This is a genomic window from Xanthomonas campestris pv. badrii, assembly GCF_012848175.1.
GTDB lineage: Bacteria > Pseudomonadota > Gammaproteobacteria > Xanthomonadales > Xanthomonadaceae > Xanthomonas > Xanthomonas campestris_C.
On the sequence record NZ_CP051651.1, the window covers coordinates 3,358,882 to 3,383,726 of the forward strand.

The 24,845-nt window shown below is 64.3% G+C and carries 19 protein-coding genes and 3 pseudogenes; 8 read left to right on the top strand and 14 right to left on the bottom strand.

What is annotated here, in order from left to right:
• Positions 1-60: 60 nt before the first annotated feature.
• From HG421_RS14140 to HG421_RS14165, 6 genes and pseudogenes are all read right to left on the bottom strand, one after another.
• Positions 61-303, bottom strand: coding sequence for a type B 50S ribosomal protein L31 (locus tag HG421_RS14140; RefSeq protein WP_169706915.1), 243 nt, complete (start codon positions 301-303; stop codon positions 61-63).
• Between the two features lie 71 nt (positions 304-374).
• Positions 375-1,313, bottom strand: coding sequence for a nucleoside hydrolase (locus HG421_RS14145; protein ID WP_169706916.1), 939 nt, complete (start codon positions 1,311-1,313; stop codon positions 375-377).
• A gap of 138 nt (positions 1,314-1,451) precedes the next feature.
• On the bottom strand, positions 1,452-3,593 hold the full coding sequence (gene recG / locus HG421_RS14150; protein WP_169706917.1) for an ATP-dependent DNA helicase RecG: 2,142 nt from the start codon (positions 3,591-3,593) through the stop codon (positions 1,452-1,454).
• Between the two features lie 30 nt (positions 3,594-3,623).
• Positions 3,624-4,004: a RidA family protein gene (locus HG421_RS14155; RefSeq protein WP_159407507.1), complete on the bottom strand. Its 381-nt coding sequence runs from the start codon at positions 4,002-4,004 to the stop codon at positions 3,624-3,626.
• Between the two features lie 195 nt (positions 4,005-4,199).
• Positions 4,200-5,654 carry a trypsin-like serine protease gene (locus tag HG421_RS14160; RefSeq protein WP_169706918.1) on the bottom strand — a complete coding sequence of 485 codons (1,455 nt, stop codon included), beginning with the start codon at positions 5,652-5,654 and terminating at the stop codon, positions 4,200-4,202.
• Positions 5,655-5,978: 324 nt separating this feature from the next.
• A pseudogene (locus HG421_RS14165) lies at positions 5,979-6,139 on the bottom strand (transposase); the annotation flags it as partial.
• A 95-nt stretch (positions 6,140-6,234) separates the two neighbouring features.
• Between HG421_RS14165 and HG421_RS14170 the strand changes: the two are divergent.
• Positions 6,235-6,330: pseudogene (locus tag HG421_RS14170) on the top strand (IS5/IS1182 family transposase); the annotation flags it as partial.
• 116 nt (positions 6,331-6,446) lie between these two features.
• Here HG421_RS14170 and HG421_RS14175 read toward each other — a convergent pair.
• From HG421_RS14175 to HG421_RS14195, 5 genes are all read right to left on the bottom strand, one after another.
• The gene (locus HG421_RS14175) at positions 6,447-7,424 is read right to left on the bottom strand and encodes an IS5 family transposase (protein ID WP_169706919.1); all 978 of its coding nucleotides are present in this window, start codon (positions 7,422-7,424) and stop codon (positions 6,447-6,449) included.
• A gap of 299 nt (positions 7,425-7,723) precedes the next feature.
• Entirely contained in the window at positions 7,724-9,895 is a 2,172-nt protein-coding gene (locus HG421_RS14180) for a RelA/SpoT family protein (RefSeq protein ID WP_169706920.1), read from the bottom strand.
• 125 nt (positions 9,896-10,020) lie between these two features.
• Positions 10,021-10,320, bottom strand: a complete 300-nt coding sequence (gene rpoZ, locus HG421_RS14185) for a DNA-directed RNA polymerase subunit omega (protein ID WP_002812428.1) — start codon at positions 10,318-10,320, stop codon at positions 10,021-10,023.
• A 287-nt stretch (positions 10,321-10,607) separates the two neighbouring features.
• A complete protein-coding gene (gene gmk / locus HG421_RS14190; protein ID WP_064510492.1) occupies positions 10,608-11,219 on the bottom strand; it encodes a guanylate kinase in 612 nt (203 codons plus the stop codon).
• A gap of 113 nt (positions 11,220-11,332) precedes the next feature.
• On the bottom strand, positions 11,333-12,193 hold the full coding sequence (locus tag HG421_RS14195) for a YicC/YloC family endoribonuclease (protein WP_169706921.1): 861 nt from the start codon (positions 12,191-12,193) through the stop codon (positions 11,333-11,335).
• Positions 12,194-12,298: 105 nt separating this feature from the next.
• On the opposite strand from HG421_RS14195, the gene rph reads away from it, so the two are divergent.
• The 6 genes from rph to HG421_RS14225 all read left to right on the top strand — a co-directional run bounded on the left by rph (position 12,299) and on the right by HG421_RS14225 (position 18,041).
• Complete coding sequence (rph, locus tag HG421_RS14200; RefSeq protein WP_169706922.1) at positions 12,299-13,024, top strand: ribonuclease PH; 726 nt, start codon at positions 12,299-12,301, stop codon at positions 13,022-13,024.
• Entirely contained in the window at positions 13,021-13,413 is a 393-nt protein-coding gene (locus tag HG421_RS14205; RefSeq protein WP_169706923.1) for a VOC family protein, read from the top strand. The genes rph and HG421_RS14205 overlap by 4 nt, the downstream gene beginning before the upstream one ends.
• Complete coding sequence (rdgB, locus tag HG421_RS14210) at positions 13,410-14,009, top strand: RdgB/HAM1 family non-canonical purine NTP pyrophosphatase (RefSeq protein ID WP_169706924.1); 600 nt, start codon at positions 13,410-13,412, stop codon at positions 14,007-14,009. Before HG421_RS14205 ends, rdgB begins: the two co-directional genes overlap by 4 nt.
• A 15-nt stretch (positions 14,010-14,024) precedes the next feature.
• Positions 14,025-15,182, top strand: coding sequence for a radical SAM family heme chaperone HemW (gene hemW, locus HG421_RS14215; protein WP_169706925.1), 1,158 nt, complete (start codon positions 14,025-14,027; stop codon positions 15,180-15,182).
• A gap of 112 nt (positions 15,183-15,294) precedes the next feature.
• Positions 15,295-17,697: a DUF1631 domain-containing protein gene (locus HG421_RS14220; protein WP_169706926.1), complete on the top strand. Its 2,403-nt coding sequence runs from the start codon at positions 15,295-15,297 to the stop codon at positions 17,695-17,697.
• Complete coding sequence (locus HG421_RS14225; protein ID WP_104561321.1) at positions 17,694-18,041, top strand: PilZ domain-containing protein; 348 nt, start codon at positions 17,694-17,696, stop codon at positions 18,039-18,041. Before HG421_RS14220 ends, HG421_RS14225 begins: the two co-directional genes overlap by 4 nt.
• Positions 18,042-18,223: 182 nt before the next feature.
• On the opposite strand, the gene HG421_RS14230 is transcribed toward HG421_RS14225, so the two are convergent.
• Positions 18,224-19,567 carry an NEL-type E3 ubiquitin ligase domain-containing protein gene (locus HG421_RS14230; RefSeq protein WP_169706927.1) on the bottom strand — a complete coding sequence of 448 codons (1,344 nt, stop codon included), beginning with the start codon at positions 19,565-19,567 and terminating at the stop codon, positions 18,224-18,226.
• A gap of 536 nt (positions 19,568-20,103) precedes the next feature.
• Positions 20,104-21,066 (bottom strand): annotated as a pseudogene (locus HG421_RS14235) (IS1595 family transposase).
• Between the two features lie 402 nt (positions 21,067-21,468).
• Between HG421_RS14235 and pepQ the strand changes: the two are divergent.
• Entirely contained in the window at positions 21,469-22,797 is a 1,329-nt protein-coding gene (pepQ, locus tag HG421_RS14240; RefSeq protein ID WP_169706928.1) for a Xaa-Pro dipeptidase, read from the top strand.
• 713 nt (positions 22,798-23,510) lie between these two features.
• On the opposite strand, the gene pepP is transcribed toward pepQ, so the two are convergent.
• Positions 23,511-24,845, bottom strand: a complete 1,335-nt coding sequence (gene pepP, locus HG421_RS14245; RefSeq protein WP_169706929.1) for a Xaa-Pro aminopeptidase — start codon at positions 24,843-24,845, stop codon at positions 23,511-23,513.

Sequence of the window (24,845 nt, forward strand, 5' to 3'; positions counted from 1 at the left end):
CCCCAAAAGACAACGGCCGCGCAATGCGCGGCCGCTGCCGGTACAGCCCGTCCTGCAAGTTCAGCGCGCGTAGCGCTTCTGGAACTTGTCGATACGGCCACCGGTGTCGATCACCTTGTGCTTGCCGGTATAGAACGGGTGCGACGCGGAGGAGATTTCCACCTTGATCAGCGGATATTCCTGGCCGTCTTCCCATTTCACGGTCTCTTTCGAGCTCATGGTGGAACGGGTCAGGATCTTGAAATCGGAGGTCACGTCGTGAAAGACGACGTCTGTGTAATTGGGATGCACGTTATCTTTCATGGACTTGGCGCCGGGCTGCCTGGATAAGCCGGGCATTATAGCGGCCTGCAGGCAGCCGGCGCAAGATCGCCCTAGCCCGCCGCCAGCGCCGCGCCGACCAGCCCGTAGAAGCGCTGGCGGTCGTACTCCAGCAACAGGTTGCAATTGTCGGGCGCGCCGCCCTGCCGGTTCCAGTCCACCAGGGTCATGCCGCGGGTGTGGGTGCCGGACAGCTCGATATGCACCGGGCGCTGCTCCAGGCGCTGCGCGCCGTCCGGATGCAGCGCGAACGCCATCGCCAGCGCATCGGCCGCATACCAGAACTCGCCGCGGCTGTCCTCGGACCAGAGCCGGGTCTTGCGCGAGATTTCCTCGTAGAAGCGGGCACGGGCCGAATCGGCGGCCAGCCACTGCTCCACGTCCCGGTGCAGCAGGCCGTGCGCGATGGTGGCTTCCCAGTCGGCCACGTCGAAGTGCGGGAAGCTGCGAAACACGATATGCGCGGCCTCCGGGTCGAAGCCGATGTTGAATTCAGCCGCCGGGGTGATGTTGCCGTGCCCGGTCAGCGCCCCGCCCATCACCACCAGCCGCGCCACGCGCTGCGGCAAGGTCGGGTCCAGGGTCAACGCCAGGGCGAGATTGGTCAGCGGGCCCAGTGCCACCAGCAATAGCTCGCCGGCGTACGCGTGCGACAGGCGCAGGATGGCCAATGCGGCGTGCTCGTTTTCGACAGTGCGCTTGGCCGGCGCCAGACCGACGTCGCCAAAGCCATCCATGCCGTGCACATGCGCCGCGTCCACCGAGGGGTGCAGCAGCGGCTGCGGGCAGCCGGCGTACACCGGCACATCCGCGCGACCGGCGATCTCGCAGACCTTCAAGGCGTTGCGCACGGTGTGCTCCAGGCCCACGTTGCCGGCGGCGATGGTCAGCCCGACCACCTCATGGCCGGTGTCGTTGAAGGCCATCAGCAACGCCAGCGCGTCATCCACGCCCGGGTCGGTATCGATGAGCAGCGGTATTCTTTTTGTCATGGGATTGGAGATTGGGCATTCGGGATTCGTTGCGGCATCTTCGCAAGGATCGGCGACCCGCGCGAATTCCGGAAACGTGCAGGTCGCAGCACCCCCGCTTTGACGAATCCCGATTCCCGAGTCCCGAATCCCCGCCACTCAAGCGGCCGCATACCGCACCGCACCACCGATCCAGCGCGCCACCACGCGGTCGGCGATCTCCGGCGCCTCGGCCAGCAACCGCTCGGCCAGCACCTGCACGCGCGGCAGCAGGCCGGCGTCGCGGGCCAGATCGGCGATGCGGAAACTGGCCAGGCCGGTCTGGCGGGTGCCCAGCAGTTCGCCGGGACCACGCAGTTCCAGGTCCTTTTCGGCGATCACGAAACCATCGTTGGTCTGGCGCATGGTTTCCAGGCGCTGGCGCGCCATCAGCGACAGCGGCCCCTGGTACAGCAGCACGCAACTGGACGCCGCGGCGCCGCGGCCGACCCGGCCGCGCAGCTGATGCAACTGGGCCAGGCCCAGGCGCTCGGCGTTCTCGATGATCATCAACGACGCATTGGGCACGTCCACGCCGACTTCGATCACGGTGGTGGCCACCAGCAGGTCGGTGCGGCCCTGCTTGAAGTCGAGCATGGCCTGCTGTTTCTCGGCCGGCTTCATGCGCCCGTGCACCAGGGCGACGCGCACGCCGGGCAGCTGCGCCGACAGGGCCTCATAGGTGACCTGCGCGGCCTGCGCCTCGATGCGTGGCGGCCCGCTCGGCGCGCCCTTCTCCGGCTCTTCGCTTTCTTCGATCAACGTGCACACCCAGTAGGCCTGGCGGCCCTCGGCACAGGCGGCGCGGATGCGTTCGACCAACTCAGGGCGGCGCTCGGCGCTCAATACGATCGTCTGCACCGGCGTACGGCCGGGCGGCAGCTCGTCGATGGCCGAGACATCCAGATCCGCATAGGTGGACATCGCCAGCGTGCGCGGGATCGGGGTGGCGGTCATCACCAGCTGGTGCGGTACGCTGCCGGCGGCCGCGCCCTTGTCGCGCAGCGCCAGGCGCTGGTGCACGCCGAAGCGGTGCTGCTCGTCGATGATGGCCAGCGCCAGATCGTGGAAGACCACCGCGTCCTGCATCAAGGCGTGCGTGCCGACCACCACCTGGGCCTGGCCGGAGGCGACCTCGGCCATGGCCGCGGCGCGCGCCTTGCCGGTGACCTTGCCGGCCAACCAGACGATGCGAATGCCCAGCGGCTCCAGCCAACCGCGCAGGTTGCTCAGGTGTTGCTCGGCCAGCAGCTCGGTGGGCGCGGCCAGGGCCACCTGCTTGCCCTGCTCCACCGCCAGCATCGCCGCCATGGCCGCCACCACGGTCTTGCCGCTGCCGACATCGCCCTGCACCAGCCGCAGCATCGGCGAGGCTTGCGCAAGGTCGTGCGCGATCTGCTCGAACACGCGCTGCTGCGCGCCGGTGAGCTGGAACGGCAATGCGTTGCGCAGTTGCTGCACCAGGCGGCCGCCGCGCAATTGCGGGGCACGGAAGCGCTGCAGGGCGATGCGCTGGCGGCGCAGGCTGAGTTGATGCGCCAGGAGTTCTTCCAGCGCCAGACGCTGCTGGGCCGGATGCCCGCCGGCGAGCAACTGCTGGGGATCGGTGCCGACCGGTGGGCGATGCATGGTCAGCAAGGCCGCACGCAGCGAGGGCAGCTGCTGGTCCTGCAGCCAATGCGGCGGCAGCAATTCCAATGCGGCCTCCGCTGGCAGCCGCTCCAGCGCCTGGCCGATGAGCTTGCGTAATGTGGCCGGGCCAACGCCTTCGAGCACCGGATAGACCGGATCCAGGCTGTCGCCCAGGCCGGCATCCTCGCCCGGCGCGAGCACCCGGTAGCTGGGATGCACGATCTCCCAGCCGTGCTGGCCGGGCTTGGGCGTGCCGAACACCCGCACGCGCGTGCCGACGGCGAACTGCGCCACCTGGGCCGCGCGAAAATGGAAGAAGCGCAGCACCACGCTGCCGTGCGAATCATCCGAGACCGCCACGCGCAACACCGGGCGGAAGCGGAAGCCGCGTTCCACTGCATCCACCCGGCCTTCGATCTGCACCGGCACGCCGCTTTGCAACTGGGCGATGGTGGTCAGGCGGGTGCGGTCTTCATAGCGCAGCGGCAGGTGCAGCCACAGATCCTGCACGCTCACGATGCCGCGCGCGGCAAACTTCTCGGCCACCTTGGGGCCGACGCCGGGCAGGCTGGACAGCGCGACCTGGCCGGCGACGGCCAGGCTGGGCGTTGCGATGGGTGCGCGCGGCACGACGGATCGGGACCGATCAGCCGGACGGGATCAGTCGAGCACCATTACCGCATCGACTTCGAAGCCGGCGCCCTTGGGCAGGCCGGAGACTTCGATGGTGGAACGGGCCGGGAACGGGGCCTGGAAATAGTCCTGCATCACCGCATTGACGGCGGCGAACTGGCCCAGGTCGGTCAGGTACAGGCCCAGCCGCACGATCTTGTCGAGCGAGCCGCCGGCCGCTTCGGCCACCGCCTTGAGGTTGTCGAACGCGCGACGCGCCTGCGCACCGATGTCGCCGGGCACGATCTCGCCGGTGGCCGGGTCCAGCGGAATCTGGCCGGAGAAATACACGGTGTTGCCGGCGCGCACGGCCTGGGAATACGGACCGATGGCGGCAGGCGCCTGGTCGGTATGGATGATCTGGGACATGGCGACTCCGTCGACGCTGAAAACGAGCGCGCATTGTATCCACGCCTGCCGTCGAGGGGCCAACACGATGACCGCGCAGCGCACGAGCAGATCGCGCGGAGCCCGTGCGATCTGCTCTTCGGTCAACGTCCGCAACCTTCCGCATCGTCCATTACACCTCGAATGGCTGCGGCAGGTCGGGATACCCGATGTCCTTCAGGGAAGCCCACTTGGATCTTGAACCACCTGCATCGAACGAGGGCGAGAGAAATCGATGTACTCATTATTGACCGCCTTGACGTTCTTCAACTCGTAGTTCTGAACGCCCCCAGAGAAATCCGCAATCCTTTTATAGGAAAGATTATCCCAGTCCGACAGCCTCACCTTCACCCCAGGCGAGGCTTCGACAGACACCTCATCATGGTAGATCCATGCAGGCAGCGAATATCCGGAACGCCGCCCGGCCGGAAGGCAATATCTTTCACTTGTTATCAAACTCACGATACATCCAGTCGGCGTGGAATCAGCAATAACTCGCATCGACCTTGGCTTGGAGAAGTCCAGATAACTTCCATCTTTCGACTTCACATTGACAAGCCCCGCCTGTTCCACCGTACCTTTAAAGGTTGCCAGCCTGTTATAAGACAGGTTATCCCAGTCGGAAAGTTCAACTGCGGCCCCAGGAGCGGCGTCCACATAAATCTCTTTCAGATAAATCCATGACGGAAGTGAATAACCCGAGGACTCGCCAACATGCAGGCAGTATTTCTCGCCAGTTTCGGCACTCACAATACACCCAAGAGGCTTCTCTTGCGAGAGAAAACGTACGTCGGGATAAATCCCCTTCAACCAATCCGCATACTTGCTAACCCTTGGACCAGTGGATTTTCCCGCATTCCCTCCGTTTGTCACTCCGATAATGACCGGCACCCCATTTCGAATTTGCCACCAAGCAGACCCACTATCGCCGGGAGCCGTTTTTGACCAGTACGGCGACGGCCCCTGCGGACTGTATTTGGCACCAATTCCATAGTCTTTTTCGAACATTTCATTGATCCGGCTGCGCGCATATATCCGCCGAGGCCCTTGCTTCGGCCAATATCCACCATTGGACTTTTCTCCGACACCCCAACTTCCATATCCAACGAAGATGACATCGCGCCCCATTTCATCCAGTGAATCATTAAGTACAGGGCGCTCCAGCGCTATGCCGTGGGCGTCGAGTATATGATCAACTGTAGGCAACTTGATGATCGCAATGTCCGTCGACGCGCCGCCCATACCTTCCGGAATAGCAATTCTTACAGCTGGAACGTACGCAATACCCGAGCCAGAGGCAATGACTTTTCCGGTCCAATCTTTAAAGTTATTATTAACAGCAGTTTCTTCAGCCTTGTAACCCACGCAATGGGCAGCGGTCAGGATGTAGCTCCAGCCGGCCGAATCCCCAAGCCAGGTTGCTGTGCACCCGGCGATCTCTCCGACAACGAGCCATGGCTTTTCGAGGCTGCGCTCCTGCAACTCGCTGTTGCTGTATTTCAAGCTTTCTCCAACATCGTTCATGTCACCCCCATAATACTTGAAGGTTGCCTCGTCAATAACGATGGCGTGTGCGTGCGAGAATGGAAATAGAAGTGAAATCGCGAACGCTATATTGAATAAATTTTTCATTTTTACTCGACTATTTTTAAATTAAATCAAATTTTTATATAGTTTTTACTGATTTATATTAAATTTCCCTTGATTTTTAGCACCCATGAGACCATGCCAGCCTCGAATTGAACCTCCTCAAGGGATTTCTGTAGCTGAGGACAAGGGTTCTCCAGGAGATAATGATATTTCTATCGTACCGATATGCCCGCACCTCGCCATAAGCGCACGCCCAAATCAAGCTAGGGAAGGGCTGAATAAGCCTCCCCATATCGGCTCATGATCAGCAGGGCGGCTCTAAAAGCCTGATTTCGATACCCGCTCGGCCAGCAACTTCCTCAGCTACGCGTTCTCGGCCTCCAGGTCCTGGAGCCACTTGGCATCGGGCACGCTCATACCGCCGGACTTGCTGCGCCACAGGTAATAGGTGGCCTCCCTGAGACGAGGCCACCGGCATAGATCCTTGATGCCACGCCGGCTTCGGCTTCGCACAGGAAGCCGATGATCTGTTATTCGGAAAGCCGCTTCTTCACGCCCAATCTTCTCGGGGTAGGGAATTGGACTCCAGACCGGCGGGCCACTCAAAATCGGGGGGACCTCGCTCCTCGTGCGCTACGACAAGCACGAACGTAGCTTCGTTGCACTCGACCACCTGGCAGCAGCCATCATTGCCTTCCGCAAGGTGCCGCTGACCGTTAAGGAAACTCTGATCAACACCGCCAGCAGACATGAAAAGCCGTCCAGGGCCGCGTATTTTGCGTTCAAACCCTCGATTTTTGCCGTTTTCGGCGCATTTGCTGCCGGTTTCCCAAACTACGGGCGCACGTCGACCACGGCAGGTAATAAATGCTTACGCTTCAGCCACAGGTTCGACAGCGCAGACAGCGTCAGCACCTGCGCGGTGTTCTTCGCCAAACCGCGATAGCGCACCTTGATGAACTGGCGTTTGATCACCCGAAACGGATGCTCCACCTTCGCCCGCAGGCTGGCCTTGGTGTACTCCCTACGCTTGGCTCGCTTCGATTCACGTTTGTTCTTGATCTGCTTCAGCTTCGAGCGCTTCTCCGCGATCAGGTAGCGCAGCTTGCGCTTGCCCTTCATCTCATCGCGCTTCTCAAGCCCGGTGTAGCCGCTGTCCCCGCACACCGTGCCTTCCTTGCCGTGCAGCAGCTTGTGCGCTTGCGTGATATCGGCCACGTTGGCCGCCGTGCATTCGACGTGGTGCACCAGCCCGGAGTCGTCGTCCACCCCGATGTGCGCCTCCATCCCGAAGTAATACTGGTTGCCCTTCTTGGTCTGATGCATCTCCGGGTCGCGCTCGCCCTGCTTGTTCTTGGTCGAGCTGGGCGCAGCGATGATCGTGGCATCCACGATCGTCCCGCCGCGCAAGCTTTGCCCCTTGCGCGACAGGTGCGCGTTGACCCGATCGAACAGCTTGCGCGCCAGATCGTGCTGCTCCAACAGATGGCGGAAGTTGAGAATCGTCGTCTCGTCCGGCACCTCATCCAGCCCGCCGATCTTGGCGAAACGGCGCATCGACACCGTGTCGTACAGGGCTTCTTCCGCTGATGGATCGCTCAGCGCATACCACTGCTGCAAAAAGTGGATGCGCAGCATCGCTTCCAACCGATACGGCTGGCGCCCCGGCTGCCCGGACTTCGGGTAGTGCGGCTCGATCAGCGCCAGCAAGGTCTTCCACGGCACCACTTGATCCATCTCGGCCAAGAACACCTCGCGCCGTGTGCGCTTGCGCTTGCCATTGCACTCCGCGTCGCCGAAGGTCAGTTGCATCGAAATCGTCTACTCGGGTCCTTGATCGATCGTGGCAGATCAGGATGGATTGTTCAGAGTTTCCTTAATATCGTTTACGGATAGATTCTAAGCGTATCGACCCGCCGGTGGTGCCCGCGACATGCCAGGCGAATGCGGGTCGGTGGAGCATGCATGCGGCTAGGCGCCTGTTGCCCGGATGCTATCTACGCGCCCTGCAGCGGTAGCTGTCGTATCCTGTGCATCGTCCCACGCCAGCGTCGTGCAGAACCATGGCCCCCCTCAAGCTGAGGCGCCTAGGAACGGCAGCACCGACTCGCCTACTGGCGCCCCACGCTCTGCACCACATGCAGGCGGCGCAACCGCCGCATCACTTCGGCCAGGTGGCGGCGGTCGCGCACCTGGATATTGAAGCGCAGCACCGCGGCATTGAAATCGCGGTCCAGATAATCCACGCGCTCGATATTGGACTGGCTCTGCGCAATGGCCGCAGCCAGCTGCGCAAGCACGCCGGTGCGGTTTTCCACCTCCACGATCAGCGCGGTGTCGTAATCGCCACTGACGTTGGAATCCCAGTCGATCGGCACCCAGCGCTCGGGCGATTTGCGCAACTCGGCCAGGTTCGGGCAATCCAGCCGGTGCACCACGATGCCCTTGCCGGCGGTGTGGTAGCCCATGATCTCGTCGCCGGGAATCGGCTGGCAGCAGTTGGCGAAGCTGATCACGCCGCGCTCGCTGCCGTCGATCAGGATCTTTTCGTGCGAATGCTTGGAATGCCCGCCACCGCGCAGTTCGGCGTAGGCCATCAGCGCCTGCGCGGCCTGGGTCGGCATCCAGTTGCCCAGCGCCACATCGGCCAACAGCGCTTCCAGGCGGGGGTAACGGTGTTCGTTGAGAAACGCATCCAGCCGGCCCTTGGGCAGACGCTCCAGCGAGGAGTCCATCGCTTCCAGCGCGCGATCGAGCATGCGGTGGCCCAGTTGCACGGCGTCTTCGTGTTCGAGCTGCTTGAGCTGGTGGCGGATCGCGGTGCGCGCCTTGCTGCTGACCACAAATTCCAGCCACTGCGGCTTGGGCGTGGCCGAACGCGCGGTGATGATCTCCACCGCCTGCCCGCTGACCAGCTTGGTGCGCAGCGGCACCAGCTTCTTGTCCACGCGCGAGGCCACCGCGCGGTTGCCCACGTCGGTATGCACCGCATAGGCGAAATCCAGCGCAGTGGAATTGCGCGGCAGCGCCAGGATCTTGCCCTTGGGCGTGAATAGATAGACCTCGTCCGGGAACAGGTCCACCTTGACGTTGTCCAGGAACTCCAGCGACGAACCGGCGGCGCGCTGCGAATCGATCAGCTCCACGATCCAGTCGTGCGCACGGCTCTGCGCGCTGTTGGGCGCCGCCGAACCCACCTTGTAGGTCCAGTGCGCCGCCACGCCGCGCTCGGCGATCAGGTCCATCTCTTCGGTGCGGATCTGCACCTCGATCGGCGAGCCGTACGGCCCGAACAACACCGTGTGCAGCGACTGGTAGCCGTTGGCCTTCGGGATCGCGATGAAATCGCGGAAGCGCCCGTCCAGCGGCTTGAAGGTGGCATGCACCGCACCCAGTGCGTGGTAGCAATCGGCCACCGTGCGCACCACCAGGCGGAAGCCGAACACGTCCATCACCTGGTCGAAGGACTTGTTCTCTTCATGCATCTTCGAATAGATGCTCCACGGCGTCTTGATGCGGCTGACCAGGCGGTGCTCCAGCCCCTCCTTGGCCAGCCGCTGGCTCAGCTGCACCTCCACCTGCGCCATCGATTCGCGCCGCACCACCGGCTGGCTGCGGATATGTTTTTCGATGATGGCGTGACGCCACGGATACAGCGCGCGGAAGCCCAGGTTCTGCAGCTCGGACTTGATCAGGCTCATGCCCAGGCGCTGGGCGATGGGCGCGTAGATCTCCAGCGTTTCGCGGGCGATGCGGCCGCGCGCCTCGGTGCTCTGCGCGCCCAGCGTGCGCATGTTGTGCAGGCGGTCGGCCAGCTTGATCATGATCACGCGCAAATCGCGCGACATCGCCAGCAGCATCTTGCGGAAGCTTTCGGCGGCCGCTTCCTGGCGGTCGCGGAACTTGAGCTTGTCCAGCTTGGTGACGCCGTCGACCAGCTCGGCCACCGCTTCGCCGAATTCGGAGGCCAGCTCCTCGCGCGTCAGCGGTGTGTCTTCGATGGTGTCGTGCAGGATCGCGGCGATCAGCGATTCCATGTCCAGGCCCAGCTCGGCCAGCACCCCGGCCACGGCCACCGGGTGGGTGATGTAGGGCTCGCCGGACTTGCGGGTCTGGCCGGCATGCGCGGTGGCGCCCACTTCCCAGGCACGGCGCAGGATCGGCAGCTGCTCCTTGGGCAGGTAGCTGGCAGCGCGTTCGAAGTGCAGGACGTAGTCGGGAATCGCCGGGTCGGAGGGCGGGGACGTTGCCGCGCTCGCCTGGGCAGTGGGGCCTGGGTTCATGGCGGAAGACTATGCCAGCGGCGCAGTGACGGCAAACGTTTGCACGCACAGGCGTATCGCCAAGGCCGTGAACGAAAACAGCCCGCGTCGAGGCGGGCTGTCCGGATCACTGCAGGTGCCAGCGATCAGTCGTCGTTCTTGGACATGTCTTCGTCGGCAACCACTTCGGCGGCGGCCCATTCCAGCGCTTCGCGCTCGGCACGCTCGCGCTCGGCCTTCTCGACTTCATCGATCAGCGCATTGTCGATCCGGCGGGCAGCGATCTCGCGCAGCGCCATTACGGTGGGCTTGTCGCTGGCATCGGCGTTCTCGATCAGCGGCTGCACGCCGTTGGCGAGCTGACGGGCACGCTTGGAGGCCATCATGACCAGCTCGAAACGGTTGTTCACGACTTCCAGGCAATCTTCTACGGTAATGCGGGCCATGCGGGCTCCCGGCGACCAGCAACGGCCGCGCATCGAATGAGGGAAAGGGGGCGGAGTGTACGCCTGCCCTGCGGGGCGGGCAACCGGTGACCGTTCAGTTTCCTTTGAAATCAGCGACTTGAACCATGCCGATCGACCCTGCCGGACGTACCGGTGCGCAGAACGGCATGCCCCACTCTTGCGTCCTGGGCGCAAATGGCCACGGCGCCCGCCAACCCGGAACAGGCGATCCCACTGCGCCGCGCATGCCCGCTTGCGGGCCGCCGGCGACAGCGACTCAGCCGCTCTCAGTCCAGCAAGGCCTGGATCAGCTGCGCGTGCCGCTGCTGCTGGGCCTGCCGACGCAAGCGGCTGGCGGTGAAGATGGCGCACATCTCCGACACCGCGGTGTCGAAGGTTTCGTTGATGATGACGTAGTCGAACTCTTCGAAATGCAGCATCTCTTCGCGCGCGGCGGCCAGGCGCTGCGCCATCACGTCCTCGCTGTCCTGACCGCGTTTGCGCATGCGCTCGTCCAGCGCCTGGCGCGATGGCGGCAGGATGAACACGCTCACCGCATCGGGCACCTTCTGGCGCACCTGGCGCGCGCCCTGCCAATCGATCTCCAGCAGCACGTCGTGGCCGGCGGCCAGTTGCGGCTCCACCGACTGCCGCGCGGTGCCCTTCCAGTCGCCGTGCACCAGCGCGTACTCGAAGAAATCACCCGCTTCGATCATGCCCTGGAACTCGTCGGCAGAGACGAAATGGTAGTGCTCGGCATGCCGCTCGCCCGGCCGCGGCGCGCGCGAGGTGAACGAGATCGACAAGGCGATCTTCGGGTCGCGTGCCAGGGTGGCGTTGACGATGCTGCTCTTGCCGGCGCCCGAGGGGGCCGCAACGATATAGAGAGTGCCGCGCATTTTAGGGAATAGGGAGTCGAGAATAGGGAATGGGGCACCGCGCCAAGCAGGCAGGCCGAGGGGTGAATCGTACCTGCTTTGACGATTCCCCATTCCCGATTGCCTATTCCCGGCTACTCGATGTTCTGCACCTGCTCGCGGATTTGGTCGATCAACACCTTCAGATCCACTGCGGCGTTGGAGGTGCGGCTGTCCACCGACTTGGAGCCCAGCGTGTTGGCTTCGCGGTTGAACTCCTGCAGCAGGAAATCCAGGCGGCGGCCCACCGGTTCGCGCTGCTTGAGCACGCGGCGGATCTCGCCGATGTGGCTGGACAGCCGGTCCAGTTCCTCGTCCACATCGAGCTTCTGCAGCCACAGCACCAGCTCCTGCTCGGCACGGCCCGGATCCACCGGATGCGGCAGGTCGGCCAGGCGTGCGGCCAGCTTGGAGCGCTGGCCTTCGCGGATCACCGGGATCAGGCTGCGCACCTCGGCAGCGATGCGCTCGATCGCATCCACCCGTTCGCTGATCGCCTCGGCCAGCTTGGCACCCTCACGCTCGCGTGCGCCCACGAAGCTGTCCACCACTTCGTCCAGCAGCGCCAGCGCCTGCGCCTGCAGGGCCGGTGCATCCACGTCCTGCACCTGCAGCACGCCGGGCAGCTGCAGCAGCTCGGTGAAGCCGACCTGCAGCTTGGGGAACATGCCGTCAAGGCGCGTGGCCAGTGCGCCCAGTTCCTGCAGCAGCGCTTCGTTCACGGCCAGGGACTGCGCATGCTCCGGCGCGCGCAGGCGCAGCGTCAGGTCCAGCTTGCCGCGGCTGTTCTTCGCCGCCACGCGTTCGCGCAGCAACGGCTCCAGCGCACGCAACTCCTCCGGCAAGCGGGTGCCGACCTCCAGAAAGCGGTGGTTGACCGAGCGCAGTTCGCAGCCCAGCGTCCCCCAGGGCGTGATGCGTTCGCCACTGGCGAATGCGGTCATGCTTCGGATCATCGTCAATCCCGTTCCATCAAAGCGCGAATGGTACCCTAGCCGCCCGCGCTGGCTGACCGCCCCGCCACGCGCCGACCGACCACCTCCCGACTTCCGGACTCACGCATGACCTTTTCCCGTCCCAGCGGCCGCATGGCCGATCAGCTGCGCCCGGTGCGCATCGAACGCGCCTTCACCCGCCATGCCGAAGGCTCGGTGCTGGTGAGCTTCGGCGACACCCGCGTGCTGTGCACCGCCAGCGTGGAAAACCGCGTGCCGAACTTCCTGCGCGGCAAGGGCGAAGGCTGGGTCACCGCCGAATACGGCATGCTGCCGCGCTCCACCCACACCCGCTCCGACCGCGAAGCCGCGCGCGGCAAGCAGGGCGGGCGCACGCTGGAAATCCAGCGCCTGATCGGCCGCGCATTGCGCGCCTGCGTGGATCGCAATGCCCTGGGCGAGCGCACCATCACCCTGGACTGCGACGTGTTGCAGGCCGATGGCGGCACCCGCACCGCGGCCATCACCGGTGCCTACGTGGCGCTGGCCGATGCGGTGAACCTGCTGATCAAGCGAGGCGACATCAAGAAGCACCCGCTGATCGGCGCGGTGGCGGCGGTGTCGGTGGGCATCTACCGCGGCGAGCCGGTGTTGGACCTGGATTACCCGGAAGACAGCGACTGCGACACCGACATGAACGTGGTGATGAATGACGGCGGCGGCTTCATCGAGCTGCAGGGCACCGCCGAAGGCCATGCCTTCCGCCGCGAAGAACTCGATGCGCTGCTGACGCTGGCCGAAAAAGGCATGGGCGAACTGTTCGCGCTGCAACGCGCCGCGCTGGCCGGATGAAGCGCCGCATCGCCCTGACCACGCTGCTGGTCGCCGACTACGACGCGGCCATCGCCTGGTACGCCGGCGCGCTGGGCTTCCAGGTGCGGGAAGACCGTGCACTGGGCGACGGCAAGCGCTGGGTGGTGATCGGTCCGGGCGGCGCAGACGCCGCCGCCCTGCTGCTCGCGCAGCCGGCCGATGCGGCGCAGCGCGCACGCATCGGCGACCAGACCGGTGGACGGGTGGATCATTTCCTCTACACCGACGACTTCTGGCGCGACCACGCGGCGATGCAGGCGTTTGGCGTGGAATTTCTGGAAACCCCGCGCGAAGAACCGTACGGCACGGTCGCGGTGTTCCGCGACCTGTACGGCACCAAGTGGGATCTGCTGGAGCCTGTGCAATGAAGCAACTGGTATTGGCCAGCGGCAACGCCGGCAAGCTGGAAGAACTGCGTGCCATGCTGGCCGGCCTGCCGCTGCGCATCGTGGCGCAGGGCGAGCTGGGCGTGGACGAGGTGCCGGAAACCGGCCTGACCTTCGTCGAGAACGCCTTGATCAAGGCCCGCCACGCCAGCGCGGTGACCGGCCTGCCGGCACTGGCCGACGACTCGGGCCTGATCGTCGATGCACTGGGCGGCGCACCCGGCCTGTACAGCGCGCGCTATGCCGGCAGTCCCACCAATGCACACGCCAACAATGCGAAATTGCTCGAGGCCATGCGCGAGGTGCCGGCCGAGCGCCGCAGCGCGCGTTTCTATGCGGTGATCGTGCTGCTGCGCCATCCGGAAGATCCGCAACCGCTGATCGCCGAAGGCAGCTGGGAAGGCGTGATCACCACCGCGCCGCGCGGCGACGGTGGGTTCGGCTACAACCCGGTGTTCCTGGACCCGGCGCACGGCCTGACCGCCGCAGAAATGGACAGCGATCTGAAGAACCGCCTGAGCCATCGCGCGGTGGCGCTGGCCACGCTGCAGCACAAGCTGCATGCGCTGGCGCTGTGACCAACGCCTCGTGTCATGCCTGAGCTGATTCCCCCGCCGCTCTCGCTCTATGTGCACCTGCCCTGGTGCGTGCGCAAATGCCCGTACTGCGATTTCAATTCGCATGCGGCCAAGGGTGCGTTGCCGTTCGAAGACTACGTGGATGCGCTGATCCGCGATCTGGACGCGGATCTGCCGCTGGTCTGGGGCCGGGTGGTGCATTCGGTGTTCTTCGGCGGCGGCACGCCCAGCCTGTTTCCGCCCGCGGCGATCGACCGTTTTCTGCAGGCCGCCGCGGCGCGGCTGCGGTTTGCGCCGAATCTGGAAATCACCCTGGAAACCAACCCGGGCACCGCCGAACATGGCCGCTTCGAGCACTACCGCGCGGCGGGCGTGAACCGGCTGAGCTTCGGCGTGCAGAGCTTCGACGATGTGGCGCTGCAACGGCTGGGGCGCATCCACGACAGCGGCGAGGCCGAACGTGCGATCAAGCTGGCGCAGGATGCCGGCTACGACAATGTCAATATCGATCTGATGTACGCCCTGCCAGAGCAGACCCTGGCCCAGGCTGAGCACGACCTGGAGCGCGCCTTCGCGCTGCAGCCCACGCATCTGTCGCACTACCAGCTCACGCTGGAGCCGAACACGGTGTTCTTCGCGCGGCCGCCCACCGGCATTCCCGACGACGATGCGGCCTGGGATATCCAGGAACATTGCCAAGCGTTGCTGGCCGAGGCCGGATATGCGCAGTACGAAGTCAGCGCCTACGCCAAACCGGGCAGGCAGTGCGCGCACAACCTCAATTACTGGCGCTTTGGCGATTACCTGGGCATCGGCGCCGGGGCGCACGGCAAGATCAGCTCCGGTGCACAGCAGCAGGTGCTGCGGCGCTGGAAACACAAGCATCCGCAAAGCTATCTGGCCAGTGCCGGTACGGCGGCGTCGATCGGCGGCGACGACATCGTGCCGCGCGAACGGCTGCCGTTCGAATACATGCTCAACCTGCTGCGGCTGCACGAAGGCTTGCGGCTGGGCGACTTCGAAGCCTGCACCGGGCTGCCGGCCTCGGCGATTGCCGCACCGCTGGCGCGCGCGCAGGCGCAGGGTTGGCTGGTCGAGCACGACGGACGCATGCTGCCCACCGAACTGGGCCGCCGTTTCACCAACGACGTGGTCGAGCTGTTCCTGGACTGATCGCCGCGCAACAGGTGAGCTGCATGCAGCGCGCCAGCCACTGCACGCCGGTTCGCTGGGCGACGGAAAAACATGCTACATAGCTCACGCTTCGAACCGAGCCCGCCCCCGGATGTCCACGCCCGCCTCTTCCCTGCAGCCCACGCTCAGCGGCCCGATCGCCGAAGCGCCCGTGTCCGCGCGCGGCCGGCGCCTGCTCGGCATGTTGCATGCGCACTGCGTGCAGGCGCTTGGCGGACCGTTACGGCTGACCATCGTCGAGCTGGAGCGCGAGCTGCTGCACCAGGCCGAACATGCGCGCAATAGTCAGATCCAGGCCGACACCTATGCGCAGACACGCGGGCTGCGCGATCACATCGAGCGCTTTCCCCAGCGCTTCCTGCAGGAACTGGCGCAGGACCTGTCCAGCCTGCACACACGCCCTGCGTTGATGCCGCCGCCGGATGCGTCGGCGCATCCGCAGATGCTCACGCTGGTGGAAGACACCGAGATCGACCGCGACATCGTGCTCAGCGAGATCGCCCGGCGCGAAACCTACCGGCGCGCCGATGCACTGCAATTGCTCGCGCAGCGGCTGGCGGTGATCGGCGCGGTGCCCGAGTTCGAATTGGAAGCCCTGCCACTCGGGCCGTACGCGCTGTGCCGGATCCTGCGCGAATGCGGCCACGCGCTCGGGCTCAACCTGGATGGGCAGCTGACCCTGTACAAGGTGTTCGAGCGCCAGGTCATGGACCGGCTGGGCGATCTGTTCGAGCGCGCCAACAGCGCCCTGGAACACGAGGGCATCCTGCCGGGGCTGATCTATCACCCGTATCTGGTCAAACCCACCCAGGTCCAGACCCGGCGCACGGCCCCGGCTGCTGCAGCCGTGCCCAAGGAGGCTACCGCGCGCAGCAACGCACACCGTGCAGGGCGGCCGGCCACCGGCTGGAGTGGCGCAGCCGCACCGACCGCCTGGCAGAGCGCCCTGCTCGATCCGCAGGGCGCAGCCGCTGCACCACCGGCTGCCGCCACCAATGGCGCAGCGGCCGGCTCACCGGCACTGGCCGATGCCGCGCAGGCGCTCGGTGGCCTGCTGTCCTCGGCACGCCAGGCACAGCTCGCCGGCAACGCACCCCAGGGCGCCGCACCCGGCAGCCTGCTGCAGGCCGCCGCGGCACAGCCTGCCGCACCGCCCGCTGCGGCGGCCTCGGTTGCCGTGCCCAAGGCCGCGCTCGGCCAGGCACTGGCCAGCCTGCAAGGCGCCTTGCGTGCGCAGGCAAACCCGGCTTCGCCAGCCAGCGGGATCGCTGCGGTCCAGCGTCAGGTGCTGGAGATGCTGCGTGCCCAACATGGGCCTACCGCGGCGCTGTCGCCGCAGGACACCGACACCTTCGACCTGCTCGGCCTGCTGTATGCGCAGATGCAGCGCGAGGTGCGCGCACACACCCCGGCGCAGGCGCTGCTGGCCAAATTGCAGGTGCCGGTGGTGCGCGCCGCGCTGACCGACACGCATTTTTTCGTGCGCGACCAACACCCGGTGCGCGAGTTGCTCAACACCGTGGCCGAGTCCGGCGCGGTGTGGCTGGGCGACGAGGACATCGACCCGCAGCTGCTGCACAAGCTGGGCAGCGCGGTCGACCGCATCGTCGACACCTACCAGGGCGACGAAGCGGTGTTTGCCGCCGCCAACGACGACATCCAGGCGCATCTGCGCGCGCTCAGCCGCAAGGCCGAGGTTGCCGAACGCCGGCATGTGGATGCCGCCCGCGGCAAGGAGCGGCTGCAATCGGCCAAGCAGCAAGCCCAGGCACGCATCGAGGAGGTGTGCGAACGCAGCGCACCGCCCCGGTTCGTGCAGTCGCTGCTGCGCCAGGCCTGGTCCGACGTGCTCACCCTCACCCTGCTGCGCCAGGGCGAGCAGTCGCCCGAATGGGACGAACGCCAGGCCTTGACCGCGGGTATCGCCGAGGTCACCTGCCGCAGCAAGGGCGAGCCCATCGACACCGCGCTCGCCACCGACGTGGAAAGCGCGCTGCTGCAGGTCGGCTACCACCACGACGAAGCGGCGGCGATCGCGCGCCGCCTGTCCACACCCGGCGGCGAGGACGAACTCACTTCGCGCACCGAGCTCACCGCCAAGCTCAAGGCGCGTGCACGGCTGGGCGACCAGGGCGAGGGCGCAGCGCGCAAGCCGGCAACGGCGCCGCGCACGCCGGCGGAAGAGGAGTGCTACACGCAGCTGCGCAGCCTGCCGTTCGGCACCTGGTTCGAATTCACCATCAACCAGCAGGGCGACCTGCGCCGGCAGCGGCTGTCCTGGTACAGCCCGATGACCGACCACGCGCTGTTCGTCAATCAACGCGGGCAGAAGGTGGGCGACCACTCGCTCGACGGCCTGGCACGGCTGATGGCCGGTGGCCAGGCGCGGCTGCTGGTGGAAGAAAAATCGCGGTTGATCGATCGCGCCTGGCACGCCACCGTGCGCACGCTGCGCAGCCTGGCCGGCCATTCCCCCACCGAGACATCGCCATGATCCAGGACACCCGCCGCGCGCCGCGCCGCCAGCCCAGCGACCTGGTGCCGGTCATCGACATGCTCAGCGAGGCGCAGATCGGCCGCGTCGGCAACGTGTCCGAAACCGGCATGCTGCTGCTGGCTTCGGTTCCGCTGCACGACGATGCGCTGTACCAACTGCGCTTCAGCCTGCCCGAACGCATCGGCCGCGCCACCGAGATCGATGTCGGCGTGCACCTGCTGTGGTCGGACGCGGCGCACGCGCCCGGCCAGGCCTGGGCCGGCTTTCGGTTCCTGAGCATGTCCGAGCCGCATCGCCTGCGCCTGCGCGCCTGGATCGCCGAAGAGCACATGGCCGGCTGAGAGTGACTATCAAAACGACTGCGCGCACCGGCAGGCCAGTGCTGGGAATCGGCGTGTACCACTCGTACAAACGGCGGTTCTGAGTAGGTAGACACCTGTCCGGTTCACTGGCACCCCGCAAGGCATACTCAAGTGTCCACGACACGTCCGCCATTCATCGGGATTGACACCTGTGGCTTTGGCTAACCAGGTACATCTGAACGGACTTTTTCCCGAAGCCAGGCGTTTTCGGCGGCATTCTTGCGATTCTGATAATCTGCAGCAAGTTCGTTATACCTTATCATCTGAGCCACATGCGCATCATCGCCGGGCCCTGTTTCCGCGTCCCAAAATGGATCATTTTCGAACGACTTCATCAATGCATCGTATTCATCGGCATACAGCTGCTTGATCCCTGTTCTCCACGTCTCGTTAGCCAACAGAAAGTCGTCGAATGTATCCTTATCTCGTTCACGCGCGCGAACGGAGCTTGCCAGCGTTGCAATATCGTCTTTGGTCAACACACTGACGATATTGAATATCATTGATGAGGGCACGTTCGGCAGATCAAGCTCCTCACGCAACATCACCTTGGCATGCATCATCGTTTCTACCGGTTCATCTGTAAGCATCTTCAACTTATTCGCAAGCTCCGCTCTCCTGAGTGCTTGCTCTTCACTTACTGGTGGTAGCCGATGATAATTTTGCGAATTCTGAGCGATATATTGCATCCACTGAACAAGATTTTGCGACACGGGGTCACTCGGCATGGGTTCAATTTGCCCTGACTGGTACCTCGCAACAATGTCGGAACACACCTGCCAAACTTCCTGCGCAAACATCGCGTCTGAATGTCCTGATTGATCAATCCTGGCCATCAGCTCGCCGATCCTCGAATCAAATGGAGCCAGTTGCGGCCAATTCTGCGCCAGGGTTGAAAAGCCGAGTTGCATAGCCGTCAAGCAGGCCTGTCGTTGAACTTCATTCGGATCCGATGCATACCCTTCAAGCTCTGTCTTACAGGCTTCAATGGACTGGTGGATGAAACGATGCACTTCCGACTCAAGCGCATACAGGCGGAACTGCTGCCCCGCCCAAGCCTGCAACCCGGCAGCATCGATCCTTCCTTGCTTCACGGCTAGCGACAACTGGTGATTACGAACAGTATTGACAATGGCCGAAAATCCGGTTGAAACGTTGTCATGGCATGTCCCAAGCGCACTCTCAGCCATCGCAAAGACCAGCTCGCGCAATTCAGGATCTGCGGCGACGGCGTTGATCACTTCCGCTCCCAGCTGCAGCACCTCACCCTTCTCAATTTCCGACTGGTTCGCTGTTGCTTCATAGCGCTTATTGAGAAGTTCGGAAAACTGGCCCGCGTTAAACTCAGTATCGAACGCATGCGGATTTTCCAGGCACGGCTGGCCGGCATCTGTCAGCCAATGATCGATTCGCTCCCCGAGAGCGCGCGGCGACGATTCGTATGCGCCCGCCATTTGCAAATCCTCGTAGATCTGCAATGCGCGCATTGAATCTGCCCAGGCCACGATATCAACCACCTCCGCAGAGGACGGAGCCGCCGCACTGGCAGTGCCAGCCGTGTGACCGTGGGCAGGTGAAGATGACTGAGCACGGGAACGCGACGGAGACCCAGGCCGGGAAGAAAGGCCAGCCAGCGGACCGGCGCCTGGGGAAGCGGGGGTCTCGGATTGCGGCGACGAGGCGGGTCCCGCAACATGCTGCTGATACGCCGGATCATCGCCCCCCACCCGGCTCGTTGAGGGCGCACTGGAGAAAGAAGAAGTGGGGAGCCGTGACATGAGCTGCTAGCCTTTATCAAGTGTATTGGCGCAATGGGGACAGACGGAAAATTCCACATAGATCGCACTGGCTTGAATCATCGATCGCACTGGCTTGAATCATTCGTCTCTGTCGTGCCTGATCGCATCAGTGCGATCACGCTAATGGACATAACACGCTGCACCCAGACACACAGCCGAAGAAACCCTTCCAGCTGCGAAGAGTGCATGGCGCGACGCGCTTTGAGATGGTGTTTAATTCATAACTTGATTAGCCCCATCCCTCAGCCATGAAAGGTGCTTGCCATACGCAAAACGCGCTCTGGGCAAAGCTTGCAGCGCATCAGCGCCGTCGCCAGCCGCGGTAGCAGTTGTTCCAGACGAAATCTGCGGTTGAATCGATAGGCCGCTTCGGCCAGGTAGCGCCGCGCATACTTGGCCTGGCCCACCGCATGGTAGGTGCCGCTGATGGCTCGTTTGACATTGCCCAGCACCACATTCAACCAACGTGCTCCCTGGACTTGGGTTGCGGCACGACCACCGCCAGTGTCCAGTGTGGTGTGAGCATGTCCGGCATCCTCAAGACGGCGGAAACACGCCAACCCGTCGCTGTAGACCTCGCATTGCGGCTCCAGGCGCCGTGCGATCCAATCCTCCAGCGAGACGTTGTCGAAGGCCTTCACCGGCTCGATCACCGCAGAGACCGGATGTTCGTGGTTGTGGTCCACTTGCACTGCGATCACGAATGGCTGCTTGTTCTCCGAACCTCGTCCGCGCTTGCCGCCGTTGCGTTCGCCACCCAGGTAAGCGTCGTCGATTTGCACAAACCCCTTGAGTTTTCGCGGTTTTTCGCGCTCGACCATCGCCTGCATGATCTTGTGCTTCATGCGCCAGGCCGCCTTATAGGTCACTCCAAGATGCCGCTTCAACTCTAGCGCCGCCAGGTTGGTCTTGCTGGAGGTCAACAGGTAAATTGCCTGCATCCACAGGCGCAAGGGCAGCTTGCTGGATTGCAGCAGGGTGCCGGCACGCAAGGTGGTTTGATGGCGGCACGGCCTGCACTGGTAGTACACCTGCCCGTCGCGTCGAAAGCGCGAACGCGCGCGGCCGTCGCACTGCGGGCAGCGAAATCCCTTCGGTCAGCGCCACCGATACAACGCCCGGTAACACTTGACTTCGGTTCCGTAGCGATCCACGAACTCGCTCAGCGACGATCCCGGCTGAAACCGCACGATGTTGATGCCCATCTTCCGCCTCCGTTGCCTTCAGCTGGAGCCATTGTCCGACCGCAGCGTCGCAGACACGGCAACTACCGGCTGAGGGAGGGGGTTAATCAGGATTCATAATAACCGTACCTCCTCACGACCAGCCAATCTGAATGGTCCGCCCGGCGGGGATTTCGGGAATTGGTGATGCTGGACAAGCTTCGGGGGGCGAGTACACGCATGCCTGGAACGACCGTACACGCCCAGTGGTCATGCACCACGACCGGATACCTAAGGCTGCCGGGGCTTGGGCATGGCTGGCCCAAGCACGATTGCTGCTGGCGCGGTTGACCGATTGATTATGCAAACCCCTCCAAGCGCAGCGCCGTTGCAAGGGTTGCGGCAAAATTGCGCACTGCCTTTGCATCTCCAATCGAGCCCCGCATGACCCAGCCCTCCTTGAGCAGCCTGTACTCCGACCACCTGCGCACGCTTGCCGCGCACGCCGACGCCGCGCTGCAGCGCGGCGGCTTCGATCATCTAGTGGTGCCCAGCGGCAACCTGCACTACCAGGTGTTCGACGACCGCGATTACCCGTATGCGGTGAACCCGCAGTTCAAGGCCTGGGTGCCACTGACGCGGGTGCCCAATAGCTGGCTGGTCTACACCCCGGGCCAGCGCCCGATGGTGATCTTCCATCAACCGCTCGATTACTGGCACGTGGTGCCCGATGCGCCGAGCGGCTGGTGGGTGGAACACTGCGATATCCATATCATCCGCACGCCCGAGCAGGCGCTGGCGCTGCTGCCCGCGCGCAGCGAACGCTGCGCCATCCTGGGCGAGGCGCACAGCGCGCTCGGCGCCTACGTACCGAACAACCCGCAGCCGGTGCTCGATTACCTGGAGTACCAGCGCGCCTTCAAGACGCCATACGAACTGGCGCTGATGCGCATCGCCCAGCAACTGGCCGTGCGCGGCCACCGCGCCGCCGAAGCCGCGTTTCGCGCCGGCCAGAGCGAATTCGGCATCCACATGGCGTACTGCGCCGCAGTGGGCCAGGACGCCAACGAACTGCCCTACGGCAACATCATCGCGCTCAACGAACACGGCGCGGTGCTGCATTACACCGAGCTGGGCCAGCAACCGCCGCAACCGCTGCGCAGCTTCCTGATCGATGCCGGCGCCTCGGCCTACGGCTATGCCAGCGACATCACCCGTACCTACGCCGCCGATACCGGCAGCGAGTTCCAGGCGCTGATCGAGGCTGTGGATGCCGCGCAGGTGCGCATGGGGCAGAGCGTGCGTGCCGGCGTGGACTACAAGCAACTGCACGTGGACGCGCATCTGGCGTTGATGGGCATCCTCAAGGAGTTCGGCATCCTCACCGTCTCGCCCGAGGCTGCGCTGGCCACCGGCGTCAGCGCCGCATTCTTCCCGCACGGCCTGGGTCACCTGATCGGCCTGCAGGTGCACGATGTGGCGGGGTTTGCCGCCAGTGACCAGGGTGGACGCATCGAGCGGCCGGCAGGCCATCCGTATCTGCGCCTGACCCGCGTGCTGGAGCCGGGCATGGTGGTGACCATCGAGCCGGGCGTGTATTTCATCGACATGCTGCTGCAGGAAGTCAAACGCAACGACCAAGCCGCCAGCATCGACTGGCGGCGCGTGGAACAGTTCACGCCCTATGGCGGCATCCGCATCGAAGACGAAGTGTTGTGTACCGACGACGCGCCGGAAAACCTGACGCGCCCGGTGTTTGCCGCACTCACCTGATGCATTCCATCAGCGTGGAAACACCTTGCCGGCAACTGGTGGTCGATCTCAGCGATTGTCCTGGCACGTCCAATTGCTGGCAACGTAAAAGTTGCCTCTGAGATCTCTATTGATCACCCTAAATCCGGTCAAGCTCAACGACCGCGTCTTTGGGTGACCAACCGTGCACTTGTTCCAGGCCAATTGCCAGTGAGAAGCGAAGACCTGCTTCGAAGTGATCGATGATCCAGCTGCGGCGGGGCCAGACGCGTTGGCCACAACTCTCACCGGCCCAAGCGGAGCCCCCATGACGGGTGCAACTGCGAGTATCGTGGTCAAGGCCAGGACGGCGATGCCTAATCCACCGCGCGGCATCGTTCTGTTGAGTCTTCGGCAGTGCATGTCGCGGTCTCCAAGAAGTGGGTAGAGTGCAAACCTTGCGATGGTGTGGAGTCACAAGAGACGCCGGATCGCCGTCGCCACTGACCCTAACTCAAGGCCTGCTTCCACACGTGGGCACGCTTCGCTATCCGAATCACGCGTGCGCGTCACCTGCAGAACGTGACCCTCTTTCGAACTGCATCACACCAGCCAGCAGACGCGGGCGCCAGCCGCCCTGAACATCGTGGCGCCGGCCTGAGCGAGCTTCGCGCGTGTGCGGGACTGACTCGACAGCGACGCGATGTAGTGCAGTGCAGTGTTATCCAGGCCCTACTTGTCCTTGCATGTCCGCGTCACTGCGACCGAGTCGCAGCCATCTCCGCCTCGATCTCATCGGCGCTGCGCGCCAAGGCATCGGTCAGCACGCGGTAGCCGTCGGCGGTGATCAGCACGTTGTCTTCTGTGCGGATGCCGATGCCGCGCCAGCGGGCATCCACCGAGGTGTCGTCGGCGGACACATAAAGCCCCGGTTCGATGGTGAACACCATGCCTGGTTCGAGCAGCCGCGACTCGCCAGCCAGCCTGTAGTCGCCGACATCATGCACGTCCAGGCCCAGCCAGTGACCGGTCTTGTGCCGGTAGAACCGTTTGTAATGGCCTTCGGCGATGTTGCGCTCCAGCTTGCCCTTGAGCAGGCCCAGGCGCAGCAGGCCTTCGGTCAGGGTCTGCACCGCGGCCAGATGCCCCGCCTCGTAGGCCACGCCGGGACGCGCCTGCGCCAACGCAGCGGCCTGCGCGGCACCGACCAGGTCGTGCAGTGCGCGCTGCGCCGGGGTAAAGCGGCCATTGACCGGAAAGGTGCGGGTGATGTCGGCGGCATAGCCGCGGTACTCGGCGCCGGCATCGATCAGCACCAGCTCGCCGTCGCGGCTGCGCGCAGCATTGGCGCGGTAGTGCAGCACGCAGGCATTGCTGCCGGTGCCGACGATGCTGCCATACGCCGGCCACGCATCGGCGGCGCGAAACTCGCGCTCGACCTCGGCCTGCAACCCGTATTCGTGCACGCCCGGGCGCGCCAGCCGCATCGCTGCACGATGCGCGCGCACGCTGATGTCGGCTGCCTGCTGCATCAGCGCGATCTCGTCGCGCGACTTGAACAGGCGCTGCTCGTGCAACAGATGTCCCAGCTCCAGGAATTCGTGCGGCGGCTGCGCGCCGTGGCGCACCTGCTCGCGCACCCGCTTGAGCCAGCCGATCAGCTTGAGGTCGAAATCGACGTCGCGACCGAAGTGGTAGTACACACGGCTACGGCCTTCGAGCAGACCCGGCAGGATCTCGTCCACATCGTCGATGGGATAGGCATCGTCCATGCCATAGCGCTCCACCGCGCCTTCCTGTCCTTCGCGCGGGCCGTCCCAGGCTTCGCGCTCGGCATCGCGCTCGCGGCAGAACAGGATTGCCTCGCCATGTTTGCGGCCGGGCACCAGTACCAGCACCGCTTCGGGTTCGGGAAACCCGCTCAGGTACCAGAAGTCCGAATCCTGTCGATACGGATAATGGGTATCGTGGCTGCGCACGCGCTCGGGCGCGGCCGGCAGGATCAGGATGGCGTGCTCGCCGGCCATCTGCATCAGCTGCTTGCGCCGGCGCGCATATTCGGCCGCGCCGATCCCGGTGAGCTTTTTCAT